This window comes from Nocardioides sp. ChNu-99 (assembly GCF_029493445.1).
Lineage (GTDB): Bacteria > Actinomycetota > Actinomycetes > Propionibacteriales > Nocardioidaceae > Nocardioides.
Genome location: NZ_JAHWBL010000015.1, coordinates 1 through 15217, shown reverse-complemented (window position 1 = coordinate 15217; position 15217 = coordinate 1). Strand labels below are relative to the sequence as shown.

The window sequence follows — 15217 nt, the reverse complement described above, 5'->3', positions numbered from 1 at the left end:
ATGATCGGCCGCCGGCGCTCCGGATGCAGGGGTTCGGGGGATCTGCACGCCCGTGACGCGCCGGGTTCGGCTGCCGTTCAGGTGCGGACGCGAGAACGGCCTGGTCCGTCGTCCGACCGGGAGGTCATCGTGCTGCTCTGGGTCGTCATCCCTGCCCTGAACGAAGCCGAGAACCTCCGGGTCCTCGTGCCGCGCGTCGTCGACCACGCCGCTGCGCTCTCGCCCGACGCCCGCGTCCTCGTCGTCAACGACGGCTCCACGGACGACACCGCGGCCGTGATGCGCGAGCTCGCCGCGGCCCACCCGGCCGTCGAGCTCGAGATGCTGCGCCACAACATGGGCAAGGCCGCCGCGCTGCGCCGCGGCTTCGAGCGCGCGCTCGAGGGTGGCGCCGACGTCGTCGTCATGATGGACGCCGACGGCCAGGACGACCCCGCCGAGCTCCCGCAGCTCGCGGCCGCGCTCGAGGCCGGCGCCGACCTCGTCACCGGCGCGCGCCTCACGCGCCGCGACCGGTTCGTCAAGCGCACGACGTCGCGGCTCTACAACCGCACGACCGCCGTGCTCTCCGGCGCCCCGGGCAAGGACTTCAACTCGGGCTTCAAGATGATGCGCGCCGAGGTCGCCGCCGACGTGGCGCCGATGCTGTACGGCGAGATGCACCGCTACCTCACCGTCGTCGCGCACGACCTCGGGCACCGGGTCGCGGAGGTGGCCGTCGAGCACCACCCCCGGATGTCCGGGTCGAGCAAGTACGGCCTCGCCCGCTTCTGGCGCGGGTTCGCCGACCTGGTGACCATCCGCTTCCTGCTCTCGTACGAGAACCGGCCCTCGCACCTGTTCGGCGGCATCGGCGGCGCGGCCCTCGGGCTGGGCACCCTCGTCCTCGGCTACCTCACGGTGCTGAAGGTGCTGACCGGCGCGACCATCGGCGACCGTCCGCTGCTCCTGGCCGGCGTGCTGCTGGTGCTCGTGGGCCTCCAGCTGCTGCTCTTCGGCCTGCTCGCCGAGCTCGTCGTGCACGCGCGGCACCAGACGGCGCCCGCGCCGAGCGTCCGCCCGACGTACGACGCGCGCCGCCTCGTCGACGCCCCCGCATCACCGGCGCCTGCTCCCGTCGGGTCGGCGGTGCCGGCCGCGGCCGAGCGCCCCGCGTGACCGAGGTCGTCGACCGCCCCCGCGCCCCGCACGCACCCGCGGCGCCGCGGCCCGCCGTACCCCCGGTGCCCCGGCCGCTGCTCGCCGTGGCCGCCCTGGTGGTGGCGACCACGACGGTCGTCGCGGTCCTCGGCGCCTGGCAGACGGGGGTCTCGTGGGACGAGACCTACCACGTGGCGCGGATGCGCAGCTTCCTCGAGCACGGGTGGTACCTGCTCGAGGGCGACCTCGACGGCGACCGGCCCGGGGCCTGGGAGGACCAGGCCTACGTCTACGCCCCGGTGACCGCGCTGCTCATGCACGCCGCCGTCGTGCTGGCCGGCCTCGAGGGGCCGGGCGAGGTCGTCGCGACGGGGGAGGCCTACGCCGTGCGTCACCTCGTGGTCGTCACGATCGCCCTCGTCGGCACGGCGGCCGTCGCGCTGACCGCCCGCGTCCTCCTGCGCTCGTGGGGCTGGGGACTCGTCGCCGCCGCGGTGCTCGGCAGCATCCCCATGTGGACCGGGCACGCGATGTTCAACGTCAAGGACGTGCCCGTCGCGACCGGCTGCACCCTCGTGACCGCCGGCCTCGTCCTGCTCGTCACCCGGGCACGCGGGGCCGGGACGGCCCGGTACGGCGTGCCCGCCGCGGTGCTGCTCGTGCTGCCGGCCGCGCTGCTCGTCCTCGCCGGGTGGGTGCTGGCGCTGGGCACGAGGCCCGGCATCTGGCCGACCCTCGTGGCCAGCCACGTCGCGGCCGCCGTCGTGCTCCACCCGCGCCTGCGGTCGGCAGCGCCGCTGCGGTCCGCTCCCTGGGTGCTCGCCACGACGCCGGTGGCGGCGTGGCTGGTGCTGCTGGCCGTCTACCCCGCGGTGTTCGCGACGCCGCTCACCACGCTGTGGGAGTCGGCCGCGTCGTCGTCGCGCTTCGACGACGCGCGCGGGGAGTGGTTCTACGTGCCGGCCCTGCTCGTCGGCGAGGTGCCGCTGCTGCTGCTCGTGCTGGTGCTCGCCGGGAGCGTCGTGGCCCTGCGGCGCGTGCTCACCGGGCTGCGGCTGCCGGCCGGCGACACCGCCACCAGCGCCTGGCTGCTCGTGGGCGTGCAGGCGTGGACGCTGCCGCTGCTCGCCGTCGTGCGCGAGTCGAACCTCTACAACGGGCTGCGCCAGCTGCTGTTCATGGTGCCCGCGATGGCGCTGCTGGCGACGCTGGCCGTCGCCGCGCTCGTCGGGTGGGCGGCGCGGGCCCGGGAGGCCGCGCAGACCGCGGCGCCCGCCCGCCCGTCCCGGGTGCGGCCCCGGGTCCTGCCCGGGGCACTGCTCGCGCTCGTCGTCGTGGGCCTCGTCGCGCCCACGCTCGACCAGCTCCGCCTGCACCCCTACGGCTACACGTTCGCGACCCTCCCGTCGTACGGCGTCGCGCAGGCCGCGGACTCCGACTACTGGCGCACCAGCGTGCGCGAGCTCGCCCCCTCGGTGCCCGCGGGCTGGGTGACGTGCTCGCCCGCGCTCGACGAGGAGCGCCGCTCGCTGCGCCGCTCGCTCGACGGCGACGAGAACTGTGCCGTCGACCTCATCGGCCCGCTCTCGGCGTACGCCGACGTGCGCGGCACCGACCCGGTCGCGGGGCCGGCGCTGGGACCGACGGAGTTCTGGGCCGTCACCGCCGGGCCGCGTCGCCCGGGCACGAACTGCACCGAGGTGGCGAGGGTGGACCGCCCGGGGCCGCTGCCGGGAGTGGGCACCCTGCTGGGGCTCCCGGAGCGCGACGTGATGAACCGGCTCGCGCGGTGCGAGCTCGTGCTGCCCGACCACGACGGGTCGTTCCTCACCTTCGGGCCGGGCGGCGACGGCGGCGACCTCGAGCTGGGGGGCTGGACGGCGCACACCGCGCAGCCCGGCATCCGGCTCGACGGCGAGCGCGCCGAGGTCGGGTTCACGCTGCCCGGCACCGGTGAGCGGGTGCTGCGGGTCGGCCTCACCGACGCCGCGGGCATCCGCGTGCTGGTCAACGGCACCGAGCTTGACGCCCGGGTCGAGGGCGGCGCGCTCGTCGCCACGGTGCCGGGCTCCGTGCTCGCGGCGTACGGCGAGGGCCGCGTCGTGGTGGCGCTCGAGCGCGAGGGCGGGGCCGACGGGTACGCGGACGACGGGGGCGGGGACGACCGTCCCCGCCTGCTGACGATGGAGCTGACCGGCGGCGCCGGCGGCGCAGGAGGTGACGGGTGACGTGAAGGGTCTCTACGTGCGGGTGCTGCGGGCGCTGCGGGGCGTGCTGCGGGTGACGGGGCTGCTCGGCCTGCTCGACCGGTGGGCCGCGCGCTCGCGGACGGGTCTGTGGGTGCGCTCCTGGCTGTCGATCTACGACCTCGACGAGCTGGTGCGCCACGACGTGCCCTGGTGGACCTTCGAGGCCGCCGACGCCGTCGACGCCTTCCTGCGGGAGCGGCCGGGGGCCCGGGCGCTCGAGTGGGGGTCGGGCGCCTCGACGGTGTGGCTCGCGGCGCGCTGCGCCGAAGTCGTCTCCATCGAGCACGACGCCGCGTGGGCGCGCGCGATGGAGCGGGTGCTGCCCGCCAACGCGGAGCTGCGCGTCGTACCCCCGCGGGACGCGCGCACCCGCCTCACCCGCGAGGTCGTGCCGTCGCGCAAGCGGGGGTTCGAGGACCTCGACTTCGCGGACTACGTCGCCGAGGTCGACCACGTGACCGGCCAGCTGGACCTCGTCGTCGTGGACGGGCGGGCCCGGGAGGCGTGCCTGCTGCGGGCCGTCGACCGCGTCGCGCCGGGCGGTGTCGTGGTCGTCGACAACGTGGACCGGGAGCGCTACCGCGACGCGATCGACGAGGTGCGGGCCGTGCTGGGCGACACCGTCAGCGTGACGTGGACCCGCGGGCGCACCCCGACCCTGCCCTACCCCACGCGCACGGCGCTGCTCCGGCTCGCCCCCGCCGCCCGGGCCGCGTGAGCGCCGGCCGGGCGCGGGCCTGGGCCGTCCGCCTCCTCTTCCTCGCCGTCGTCCTCGGGTGCGCGGCGTGGAGCCTGGACGGCCGCTGGCACGAGGTGGGCGACGCCGTGCGCCGCGTGCACCCGGTCCCGCTGGCCGGCGCCGTCCTGCTGACCTGCGTCGGGCTGCTCGCCACCTCGGTGGTGTGGCGCCGCACGCTGGCGGCGTTCGGGTACGCCGTGCCGCCCCGCGAGGCGCGGTCGGTCTTCTTCACCAGCCAGCTCGGCAAGTACGTGCCCGGGGCGGTGTGGGCCATCGGTGTCCAGGCGCGCCTCGCCGCCCGTCACCACGTGCCGGTGCGCGTCACGATCACGACCGCGCTCGTCTTCACGGGCATCCACCTGCTGACCGCGGGGCTGCTCGGCGGGGTGCTGGTGGCGGCGGACCTGGCCCCGGCGCCGGGACCGCGCTGGCTGGGGGTGCTGGCCGCGGCGGGCTGCGCGCTCGGCCTGGTGCCTGCGGTGAGCCGCCGGCTGCTGCGCCGCGCCGCCGGCGCCGACCTCGCGGTGGGGTGGCGCGAGCCCCTCGCCGTCGTCGGGCTGATGGCGCTGACCTGGACGGCCTACGCGCTGGCGCTGCTGCTCCTCGTCGAGGACCGGTCCCCGCGCTCCCTCGCCGCGCTCGCGGGGGCGTTCGCCCTCGGGTACGTCGCGGGCGTGCTCGTCGTCGTGGCGCCGGCCGGGCTCGGGGCGCGGGAGGCCACCTTCGTCGCGGTGCTCTCGCCCCTGACCGGGCTGCCGATGGCCACCGCCGTGGCGCTGCTCGCGCGGGTCGTGCACACGGTCGCCGACCTGCTCGTGGCCGCGGCCACGTGGCGCCCGGCGCGACCCGCCGCGACGCCGGTGGGTGAGGCGGCAGGGGCCACGACGGGGGTCGCCGGGGCGGTCCCGGGCGGGGCCGGACGGGAAATGTCGGTGGCCACCGGCAGGGTCCCGGCACATGACGACGATCGACTGTGACACCTGCCAGGTCCGCGGGCTCCACTGTCACGACTGCGTGGTGACGGCCCTGCTGGGGCCGCCTCCCACGACCGGCTTCGACGTCGAGGAGCGCCGCGCGCTCGAGACCCTCGCCGCGGGCGGGCTCGTGCCGCCGCTGCGCATGGTCACGCCCCTGACCGGGCCCGACGTCGAGACGGGCTGAGGGGCCGGCGGCCCGTCGGGCCCGGTGTGATCCGTGCCACGTCGCGCCCGTGGACGGGCGGTTTGCCGGGTCGCGGAGGCCGCGACTACCCTCGCCCGAGGCGTCCGTGGCAGTGGTCCAACCAGGTCCGCGCGGACGCCGCGCCGAGTCCGGCCCATCTCGCGGTGGTCCGGAGCCGGGGACCCGGTCTCCCTGGGGTGAATCGCGCACGAGCCGCCGCCGACCGGTGGTGGGGAGTGCGTGTAGGGCAAGTCGTGCCCGAACCCGTCAGCTCACCTGGTAGGCGTACGACGTTGTGAGGAGAGCGCCCGCTCGTGCTCGACGGACGGAAGCGGATCAAGGTCGGCCTCGCGGCCGCAGCGGTGGTGGGGATCTCCCTCCTGCCGAGCACCCCGGCCCAGGCCGAGCCCGACGTCGACGACGTCCGGGCCCAGGTCGAGGACCTCTACCACGCGTCCGAGCAGGCCGCGGAGCGTCGCAACGACGCCGAGCTCGAGCTCGAGCGGCTGACCGAGGAGCTCGCGCTCCTGCAGGCCGACGAGCAGGCCCGGGCTGCCGGCTTCGCCACGGTCCGGGAGCAGGTCGCCGACGCCGTCGTCGCCCAGTCGCAGGGCACCGGCGTCTCGCCGCTCGCCGAGGCCGCGCTCTCCGACGACCCGGCCGGCTTCCTCGCCCAGATGTCGACCATCGCGTCGTACAACGACGTGCAGGGCCGCATCGTCGACACCTACACCACCGAGCTCCAGGCCCTCGAGATCCGTCGCGAGGCCACCGAGCAGCGCGTCGAGCAGATCCGCGCGATCGAGGAGCAGGCCGCGGCCGAGAGCCGCGAGATCGACGCGAACGTCGCCGAGGCCGAGGAGCTGCTCCAGCGCCTCGAGGCCGAGGAGCAGGCCGAGATCTTCGCGGCCGAGGCCACGACCACCGACCCGGGCGAGGCCGCCGAGATCGCCGCGGGCGCCCCCGACGTGCCCGTCTCCGGCCGCGCCGCCGCCGCCGTGCAGTACGCGCTCGCGCAGGTCGGCGACAGCTACGTGTACGGCGCCTCGGGCCCGGACGCCTTCGACTGCTCCGGCCTGACCTCGATGGCCTGGGCCCAGGCCGGCGTCTCGCTGCCCCACTCGTCGTCCGCGCAGTACAGCTCGGGCCGCAAAGTGGGCCGCGACGAGCTGCAGCCCGGCGACCTGGTCTTCTACTACAGCCCGATCAGCCACGTGGGCATCTACATCGGCGGCGGCCAGATCGTGCACGCCGCCAACCCGCGCTCCGGCGTGGCCGTGGCCGGCGTCGGCTCCATGCCCTACACCGGCGCCGTCCGCCCGGGCTGAGCCGCCGCGGCAGTTGCCGTCGGCTGGCACAGTTGGCCGTCGTGACCGAGACCCCCGCCCTCCGCGCACCCGCGCGGGAGCGGGGGTCTCGTCGTACCGGGCTGGTGGTGGCGGCCGTCGGCGCGGTCGCGTTCGTGGCCCTGGCCGCCCTGCTGGTGCCGTGGCACCCGGTGCCCGGGGGAGTGCCGGACCCGGTCGACCCGACGACCGTGCTGAGCGCGGAGCAGGTCGCACGGGGCGAGGCGCTGGGTGCCTACAGCCGCGCGGTCAGCTGGACCTCGCTGGCCGTGTCGACGCTCCTGGCCCTGTGGCTGGGGCTCGGCCGACGTGGGGCGGCGCTCGTCCGTCGCCTGCCGGGGCCGTGGTGCGTGCAGGTGCCCCTGGGCGTGCTGGCGCTGGCGGTCATCGGCCGGCTGGTGACGCTGCCGTTCGGCATCGCCCTGTGGCGGCGGCGGGTCTCGGAGGGGCTCTCGACGCAGGGGTGGGGCGACTACCTGCGGGACGTGGCCACGGGTGTCGGGGTGAACGTGGTCGGCACCTCCGTCGTGCTCCTCGTCGTCGTGGCCTGCGCCCGGCGGTGGCCCCGGGCGTGGCCCGGGGTGGCCGCGGGCCTGGCGGCCGTGCTGGTGGGTCTGGGCTCGTTCGCCTACCCCGTGCTCGTCGAGCCGCTGTCGAACGACTTCACGCCCCTGCCCGCCGGCGAGCTGCGCACGCAGATCGAGGAGGTGGCCGCCACGGAGGGCGTCCCCGTCGACGACGTGCTCGTCGCCGACGCGTCGCGGCGCACCACGACGCTCAACGCCTACGTCTCCGGCCTGGGCGGGACCCGCCGGGTCGTGCTCTACGACACGGCCGTGCAGGCGCTGCCGCGCGAGGCGCTGCTGTCGGTCGTCGCCCACGAGCTGGCGCACGCGAAGAACCACGACGTCGCGGTCGGCACCGCCCTCGGTGCCGCCGGCGCGGTGGTGGGCGTCGGCCTGCTGGCCGCCCTCGTCGGTACGCCGGCCCTGCGCCGCCGGGGCGGGGCCTCCGGCATGGCCGACCCGGCCGTCGTGCCGCTCGTGCTGGCCCTGCTCGCCGTCGGCACCGTCCTGGTGGCGCCCGTGCAGAACGGCATCAGCCGGCAGGTGGAGCGGCGGGCCGACGTGGTGGCCCTGGAGACGACCGACGCCCCGGAGGCGCTCGTGGCGCTGCAGCGCGAGCTCGCCGTCCGGGCCGTCGCGGACCCCACGCCGTCGACCTGGGGCCAGTTCTGGTTCGGCAGCCACCCGACGACCATGGAGCGGATCGCGGTGGCGCGGGGATGGGACCGGGACTAGGGCAGGTCGGAGACGCGCGAGCCCGAGGTGTCGAAGAGGCCGTCGACGGCGCCGCCGAACACCAGCACTGCGGCGATGAGGGCGACGGCGACGAGCGAGACGAGGAGCGCGTACTCGGCGCTCGTGGCGCCGCGCTGGTCGCGGCGCGTGGCAGGCTTCCGTGGTGGGTTCAACGTGGCCTCACTCGAGTCGTCTCCGCTCGGAAATGCAGAGCGGGGCGGACCCCCTACCGGGTGTGGTCCGCCCCGCTCCAGCCGAGCTCAGGTCACTTGATGGAGCTGCTGGCCTTGGTGAAGATGCCGGAGATGGAGCCGCTGAGGAGGACCACCGCGGCGATGATGGCCACCGCGATGAGGGCCACGAGCAGGCCGTACTCGACGGCGGAGGCGCCGCGCTGGTCCATCTTGGACTTCTGGGCGCCGAGGAGGATGGAGAGGAACTCGATCATGGGGGTGCCTTTCGGGGAGGTGGAGCTTCGGGGGTTCGACCGGGTCTCCCCGGCGTTGACCCAATCCTGCGACGCGACGACCCCCCGGGACATCGAGTGAACGTCCGCACCTCGCTGACGCGGAATGACTAGGACCTTCGGCCCACGTCCCGCCCCTTCACCGACCGGGGGGCCATAGGTCCCACCACCTAGGTCCCGCCCCTGGCGCGCGCGGGCGACCTACCGGACACCCGTGTGCGGGCTCGGTGTCCGCAGCGGTGGCGCCGGCGCTCTCAGGCGCGCGGCGGCTGCACGCTGGACAGCAGCCCGATCCGCATGGCCGTCACCACCGCCTGGGCGCGGTTCGTGGCGCCGAGCTTCTGGTAGATCCGGGCGATGTGGGACTTCGCCGTCGACTCGCTGACGTGGAGCCGGCGGGCGATCTGCTGGGTGCCGAGGCCGTCGGCGAGCAGCACGAGGATGTCGTGCTCGCGCTCGGAGAGCCGCGTCGACTCGCCCGACATGCGGCGCACCATGGCCTGGGCCAGGCCGGCGCACACGAACGTGCGCGGCGAGCGGGCGGCGTGGGCAGCGGTCCGCACGACCTCGGCCGCCGGGGCGTCCTTGCCGACGAACCCGGAGGCCCCCGCTTCCATGGCCGCGAAGATCTGGTCGTCGCCCGAGTGCATCGTGAGCAGCACGAGGCCGATCTCGGCGGAGTCGCCCCGGCACCGGCGCACGATGTCGATGCCGGTGCCGTCGGGCAGCTGGAGATCGGTGACGACGACGTCGGGCTCGGTGGCCGCGATGACGTCCAGCGCCTCCGTCACCGAGCCCGCCTGGCCGACCACCCGCATGCCGGGGTCGCGCATGAACGCGGCGGCCAAGCCGGCCCGGATGAGCTCGTGGTCGTCCACCAGCACGACCCGGATGGCCTCACCCGCCGCCTCCCCGGGGACGCCGGACCGGACCTCGTCGGGGTGTGCGGTCATGACAGTGCTCCTTCCGGTGCTCCTCGGATCGCGCCGCGGCGCGACCCGAGGGAAACGTAGACGACGGTGCCGAGGTGGCTGCTGTCGATGGTCAGCGACGCGCCGACGAGCGTGGCCCGCTCCCGCATGATGGTGAGGCCGTGCGAATCCGCCCGGCGGGGCCCCAGGCCTCGCCCGTTGTCGCGCACCACGATGCGGGCACGGGGTGCGTCGACGAGGCACTCGACGTCGATCTCCGAGGCCTCGGAGTGCTTGACCGCGTTGGTCATCGCCTCCTGGGCGATGCGGAGCAGCTCGGCCTCGACCTCGGGGCGCAGGCGGGCCGTGCGCTCGTCGACGGTGCAGCGGATGGAGATGCCGGAGGAGTCGCTCAGTCGTCGGGCCAGGCCCGAGATGGCCTCACCCAGGCTCTGGTTGGCGTCGACGTCCATCCGCAGCGCGGTGACGGACGCCCGCACCTCGCTGACGACGCGGCTGATCGTGGCGCGCAGCAGCTCGACCTGGGGACGTACGTCGTCGGGCAGGTCCCCGGCGGCGACGGCGTCGAGGAGGTAGCCCATCGACGCGATGTCCTGGGCCACGCCGTCGTGCATCTCGCGGGCCAGCCGCCGCCGCTCGTTGCGGGTCGCGGCCAGGTTGACCTCGCCGAAGATGAGCGCGGTGTCGAGCTGGGCGGTGAGCCGCCGCAGCCCGTCCGCAGCGGCCTGCAGCTGCTGCTCGAGCGAGCGCCGGGTCGTCGGCAGGGTGGGGGAGCACTCGCCCTCGAGCAGCACCGCCCGTCCCGCCACCCCGACGGGGCGCACGGCGAACCGGCTTCCCAGCACGACGGGACGGCCGCTCGACAGGACCTGCGTGAGATCGAGCGGGGCGTCCGCGGCGGTGCGGGAGCCGTGGTCGGGGGCCTCCAGGAGGGAGCCCGTGACGAGCGGCCGGATCTCCCCGTCGACCACGACCCACAGCGAGACCCTGGTCGCCGGGACTGCATCCTGGAACGCGGAGATCACCCGGGCCCCGATCGAGGGCGCGTCGAGCCCGGCGTCGAGCACGTCGGAGAGCTCGAGCAGCTGCTCCAGGAGCACGCGAGCGTCGCGGTAGGGCGTCAGCTCCTCGCTCGAGGCTTGGGCGTTGCGCACGAAGCAGCCGAGGAGGCCCAGCCCCAGGGCCACGACGTACCCCGCGACGAGCTGTGCCAGCAGCCCCGCGTCGACGGTGCCGACGAGGGCCGCGACGACGCTGAGCAGCGTCCCCACCTGGACGAGGATCACCAGGACCAACCCCCGGACGCCCTTTCGCAGGCCACCGAGGAACGGGACGACCGCCAGCGCGGCGGCGTGGATGAGGCCCGTGCGGTCGAGGGCGAAGCCGCAGGCGGCGGAGACCGCGACCGCCTCGGCGGTCAGCGCGGCGAGGACGGGGATGCGCGTCGTCGCCGAGAGGGTGATGGCGACCGCCCAGATGACGGCGAAGGCCATCACGACGACGAGGCCGTCGGTGTCGCCCGCGACGACCGCGGGGACCCCGATGGTGACGAGGCCGAGCACACGGGTCAGGGCGCCCGTCGCGAAGTGGACGGGCGCGGGACGGGTGATGCCCCTAGCCACCGAATCCCGAGTCGATGATGGACAGGGCCGCCGGCCCGATGACGACGATGAACAGGCACGGGAGGATGAAGAGCACGAGCGGCACCATGATCTTGACGGGCACCTGCTGGGCCCGCTTCTCGGCGTGCTGACGGCGCTTCACGCGGATCTCGCCCGCCTGGGTGCGGAGCACCTGGCCGATGGGGGCACCGAAGGCGTCGGCCTGCACGAGGGCCCCGACGAATGCGTTGAGGTCCTCGATCGGCGACCGGTCGCGTAGTGCCTCGAGGGCCGCTCGCCGGCTCTTGCCCAGCTGCATCTCCCGCAGCATGCGGGCGAACTCCTCGGCCACCGGCCCGTCCGTGTTGCGCGCGACCTGCTGCAGCGCGGCGTCGAAGCCCAGGCCGGCCTCGACGCTGATGGTGAGGAGGTCGATGGCGTCCGCCAGGTCCCGCTGCATCCGCTCGCGCCGGTCGTAGGCGCGCTGGTAGAGCCAGAGGTCCACGGCGTAGAAGCCGAGCACGCCGGCGCCGACGACGAGCAGGAGGGCCAGGGCAGGCCGGGGGCTCAGCAGCAGGGCGAGCAGACACCCTCCGACGAAGCCGGCCACGGCACCGCCCACCTTGCTGGACGCGACCTTGTCGACCGTCCAGCCCACGGGTCCTCCGGCGAGGTCGAGCTTGCGCTGGATCCGCCCCCGGGACTCGCCCCCCGTCAGGCGGCGCCCGACCCGGTTGAAGCGCTCGAGGAGAGGTGTCAGCACGCGCTCGTCGAACGACTTGTCGACGTCCTGCTTCAGCTCGTCCGGGGCGCTACCCATGGCCTCGAGGAGGGCCAGCGAGCGCGTGATGCCCCCGGCCTCGGCCTCGGCGCGTCCGACGGCCAGCCAGGCCACGACGAGGGCGGCGGCGAGGAGCACCCCGCCGAGCACGAGGAGCATCGTCATCTCAGACCTCCACCTTGACCATGCGGCTCATCCAGAACACCCCGAGGGCCAGGAGCAGCACACCGGCCCCGAGGACCACCCACCCGCGCGGGTCGACGAAGAGCGGCATGATGTACGCCGGCTGGGCGACCAGCTGGAACAGCATGAACCCGGGCGGCAGCACGGCCAGGATGACGGCCGACATCCGCCCCTCCGCCGACAGCGACTGCACCTGGCGGCGCAGGTACTCCCGCTCGCGCATCGTGCCCGCCACCGTCTGCAGCAGCTCCGACAGGTTGCCGCCGACCTCGCGCTGGATGCGGATCGCCATCACCACCCATCGGAAGTCCTTGCTCTCGAAGCGGTCGGCCACGTCGGTCAACGCGTCCTCGACGCCCACACCGAGGCGTGTCTCCACCAGTACCCGCTTGAACTCGCTCGCGACGGGCTCCTGGCCGTCGCGCGCGATCGTGTCGCAGGCCTGGGCCAGCGAGAGGCCCGCGGAGAGGGCGCCGGACATGAGCTGCAGCGTGTCGGGCAGGGCGGAGTCGAACCGCTTGCGCCGCTTCGTCCGTCGCCGCCCGAGGTAGACCCACGGGAGCACCGCCCCGGCCGCCAGGAACAGCAGGCCGATCAGCAGGTTGCCCCCGCCGACGAGCAGTCCGACGATGCCCGCGCCCACGAACACGGCCACGTGCACGAGCAGCCACTCGGCGGGCTTGAGCGCGCTGCCGGCGCCCTCGAGGCGGGCCGAGATCGCCGACTCGAGCCCCTGGTTGCGTCGCAGCACCTGGGTGGCGGCGTCCTTCGCCTGGGTGAGGGCCGCGTCGGGGTCGCGTCGGGTGCTCTCCGCCGGGCGGCCGGGGCTCGTGGCGCGGACGGCCTCGGTGTACGTCGTGACCCGCTCCTCCGCGGTCATCGGTCCCCGGCGCCGGGGCGCGGCGGCGAGGGCGAGCGCGCCGAGGATGCCGACCCCGAAGACGCCGACGCCGGCGTACATGGCCCAGGAGGGGAGCGTCGTGCCGGAGCCCGAGGACGGTGCCGCGGCGAGGTCGGGGCCCTGCGGGGCCGCCGCGGAGCCGAGGTCGCCGAGCGGGGCGAGGGCGGAGGCCGCGAGCGCCTGACCCCCCGTCGTGCCGACGCTGACGGCGATGGGCGCCGTCGCGGAGTCCACGCCCGGCGGGACGGTGACGTCGAGGACGAGCTGGTTGGCGAGCGTCTCCGCCTGCCCGGCGAAGACGCCGGCGAGGCTGTCGGGGTCGGCGGCCACCAGCGTGCCGCCGGACGCGACGGCGAGGTCGGTCAGCGCCTGCGGCGAGGCGTCGTCGTCGAGCGCGACGGCGTCGACGCGCACGCCGGACGAGCGCAGCGTCTCGACCGCGGCGGGCAGCGAGCCGCCCACGCTGTCCTGGCCGTCGGAGAGCAGGAGCACCTGCCGGGCGCCCTCGGTGCCGGTCAGCGCGACGGCGGCCTGGACGCCGTCGTACAGGGCGGTGTCCTCGTCCATCTCCAGGTCGGTGACGGCCGCGGTGGCCGCCGCCCGGTCCTGGGTGGGCTGCAGGACGGTGCGCGCCTCGCCGTCGAACGTGACAACGCCGACGAACAGGTCGTCGGGGACCGACGCGACGAAGGTGCGCGCGGCCGCCTCGGCGGCCTCGATCCGCTCGCCCGCCATCGAGGTGCTGGTGTCGATCGCGAGCACGGCGGTACGACGGACCTGGTCGCCCGCGACGGAGGCCGCCACCTCCGCGTCCTCGCCGTCGAGGGTGACCGCGACCTCGTCCAGGTCGGCCACGGCGCCGTCGGGCAGGGAGACGAGGACGCGCAGCGAGTCCTCGCCGGCCTCCATCAGGTCGATCGAGACCTCGCCCGGCTCGGCCGCGCCGGCGGACGGGGGGGCCGCGCCGAGCGCGAGCACGCCGAGCAGCACGGCGCCGGTCAGCGTCGCGGCCCGCGGGAGGGAGCGGGGGTGGGGCATCAGAACCTGTCCATGGCGAAGAGCATGGGGTCGACGGTGACGTCGTGGTACGTCATCTTCTCCAGGAACTTCGGCCGCAGGCCGGTCGACCTGAGGCGCCCCAGCGAGCGACCCGTCGCGTCGAACCCGGCGCCGTGGTCGTAGACGAAGATGTCCTGGAGCGTGACGACGTCGCCCTCCATCCGCTCCACCTCGGTGATGTGGGTGATGTGGCGCGAGCCGTCCTTGAGGCGGGTCTGGTGCACGATCAGGTCGATCGCCGAGGCCATCTGCTCGCGGATGGCGCGCATCGGCAGGTCCATGCCCGCCATCAGCACCATGGTCTCGATCCGGGACAGCGTGTCGCGCGGGCCGTTGGAGTGGGCGGTGGCGATGGAGCCGTCGTGGCCCGTGCTCATCGCCTGCAGCATGTCGAGCGCCGAGGCGTCGCGGACCTCGCCGACGATGATGCGGTCGGGGCGCATGCGCAGGCTGTTCTTCATGAGGTCGCGGATGGAGACCTCGCCCTTGCCCTCCACGTTCGGCGGCCGCGACTCCAGGCGCACGACGTGATCCTGTTTGAGCTGCAGCTCGGCGGCGTCCTCGATCGTCACGATGCGCTCGTCGCTGGGGATGAACGAGGAGAGCACGTTGAGCGTCGTGGTCTTCCCGGCGCCCGTCGAGCCCGACACGATGATGTTGAGGCGACCCCGCACGCAGGCCTCGAGGAAGTCCGCCGTGCGCGGCGTCAGCGAGCCGAACGCGATGAGGTCGTCGACCGTCAGCGGGTCGGCCGCGAACTTGCGGATCGTCAGCGCGGACCCGTCGATCGCCAGCGGGGGCACGACGGCGTTGACGCGGCTGCCGTCCGGCAGCCGGGCGTCGACCATCGGGCTGGACTCGTCGACGCGTCGACCGAGCCGCGACACGATCTTGTCGATGATGCGCCGCAGGTGGGCCTCGTCGACGAACGTCGACTCCACGGGCACGATCCGGCCGCTGCGCTCGACCCACACCTGGTGCGGACCGTTGACCATGATCTCGGAGACCTCGGGGTCGCGCAGGTGCACCTCGATGGGGCCGTAGCCGAGGATGTCGTCGCTGATCTCCTGGGTGACCCGCACGCGGTCCGCGTTGCTCAGCGGCCGCTCCTGCGTGGCCAGCACGTCGTGCAGGACCGAGCGCACCCGGGCGTCGAGCTCGGCCTGGTCCATCTTCGCGTCGTACAGCTGCGGGCCCAGCTGCTGCAGCAGCTGGGCGTGGACGCCGGCCTTGACCTCCTCGATCCGGTCGTTCTGCTGGGCGGCGAGCACGCGCCGGGCGCCCGAGGGGGCCGGGCCGGCCTCGGGGCGCGCCGGGGCGGCGGGCAGCTGCGGCTTGTGGCGCCCGGGCGTCTCGCC

At 74.9% G+C, this 15217-nt stretch carries 14 protein-coding genes and 1 riboswitch; of the genes, 7 read left to right on the top strand and 7 right to left on the bottom strand.

The window, feature by feature from the left end; translation table 11 throughout:
• Nucleotides 1-129: 129 nt before the first annotated feature.
• The 7 genes from KK617_RS07155 (at nt 130) to KK617_RS07125 (ending at nt 7936) form a co-directional block, all read left to right on the top strand.
• Complete coding sequence (locus KK617_RS07155) at nt 130-1158, top strand: glycosyltransferase family 2 protein (RefSeq protein WP_277499092.1); 1029 nt, start codon at nt 130-132, stop codon at nt 1156-1158.
• Nucleotides 1155-3368 (top strand): hypothetical protein, encoded by a 2214-nt coding sequence (locus KK617_RS07150; protein WP_277499089.1) that lies wholly within the window; start codon nt 1155-1157, stop codon nt 3366-3368. Before KK617_RS07155 ends, KK617_RS07150 begins: the two co-directional genes overlap by 4 nt.
• A 1-nt stretch (nt 3369) precedes the next feature.
• Complete coding sequence (locus KK617_RS07145; RefSeq protein ID WP_277499088.1) at nt 3370-4107, top strand: class I SAM-dependent methyltransferase; 738 nt, start codon at nt 3370-3372, stop codon at nt 4105-4107.
• A complete protein-coding gene (locus KK617_RS07140) occupies nt 4104-5105 on the top strand; it encodes a lysylphosphatidylglycerol synthase domain-containing protein (RefSeq protein ID WP_277499086.1) in 1002 nt (333 codons plus the stop codon). The genes KK617_RS07145 and KK617_RS07140 overlap by 4 nt, the downstream gene beginning before the upstream one ends.
• Complete coding sequence (locus tag KK617_RS07135; RefSeq protein ID WP_277499085.1) at nt 5086-5289, top strand: hypothetical protein; 204 nt, start codon at nt 5086-5088, stop codon at nt 5287-5289. Before KK617_RS07140 ends, KK617_RS07135 begins: the two co-directional genes overlap by 20 nt.
• Nucleotides 5290-5420: 131 nt before the next feature.
• Nucleotides 5421-5591: riboswitch (cyclic di-AMP (ydaO/yuaA leader) on the top strand.
• Between the two features lie 12 nt (nt 5592-5603).
• Nucleotides 5604-6617, top strand: a complete 1014-nt coding sequence (locus tag KK617_RS07130; protein ID WP_277499084.1) for an NlpC/P60 family protein — start codon at nt 5604-5606, stop codon at nt 6615-6617.
• Between the two features lie 41 nt (nt 6618-6658).
• Complete coding sequence (locus KK617_RS07125; protein WP_277499082.1) at nt 6659-7936, top strand: M48 family metallopeptidase; 1278 nt, start codon at nt 6659-6661, stop codon at nt 7934-7936.
• Here the strand turns inward: KK617_RS07125 and KK617_RS07120 are convergent.
• The 7 genes from KK617_RS07120 to KK617_RS07090 form a co-directional block, all read right to left on the bottom strand.
• On the bottom strand, nt 7933-8109 hold the full coding sequence (locus KK617_RS07120) for a Flp family type IVb pilin (protein ID WP_277499080.1): 177 nt from the start codon (nt 8107-8109) through the stop codon (nt 7933-7935). The two genes, KK617_RS07125 and KK617_RS07120, sit on opposite strands and share 4 nt — an antisense overlap.
• Nucleotides 8110-8201: 92 nt before the next feature.
• Complete coding sequence (locus tag KK617_RS07115; protein ID WP_277499078.1) at nt 8202-8384, bottom strand: Flp family type IVb pilin; 183 nt, start codon at nt 8382-8384, stop codon at nt 8202-8204.
• Nucleotides 8385-8656: 272 nt separating this feature from the next.
• Nucleotides 8657-9355, bottom strand: coding sequence for a response regulator transcription factor (locus tag KK617_RS07110; RefSeq protein ID WP_277499076.1), 699 nt, complete (start codon nt 9353-9355; stop codon nt 8657-8659).
• Nucleotides 9352-10956 carry a sensor histidine kinase gene (locus tag KK617_RS07105; RefSeq protein ID WP_277499074.1) on the bottom strand — a complete coding sequence of 535 codons (1605 nt, stop codon included), beginning with the start codon at nt 10954-10956 and terminating at the stop codon, nt 9352-9354. Before KK617_RS07105 ends, KK617_RS07110 begins: the two co-directional genes overlap by 4 nt.
• Nucleotides 10949-11881, bottom strand: coding sequence for a type II secretion system F family protein (locus KK617_RS07100; protein WP_277499072.1), 933 nt, complete (start codon nt 11879-11881; stop codon nt 10949-10951). Before KK617_RS07100 ends, KK617_RS07105 begins: the two co-directional genes overlap by 8 nt.
• Nucleotide 11882: 1 nt before the next feature.
• Entirely contained in the window at nt 11883-13838 is a 1956-nt protein-coding gene (locus KK617_RS07095) for a type II secretion system F family protein (protein WP_277499070.1), read from the bottom strand.
• Nucleotides 13838-15217 (bottom strand): CpaF family protein (locus tag KK617_RS07090; protein WP_346812907.1); only part of this gene is annotated, 1380 nt, incomplete at its 5' end. The genes KK617_RS07095 and KK617_RS07090, both read right to left, overlap by 1 nt.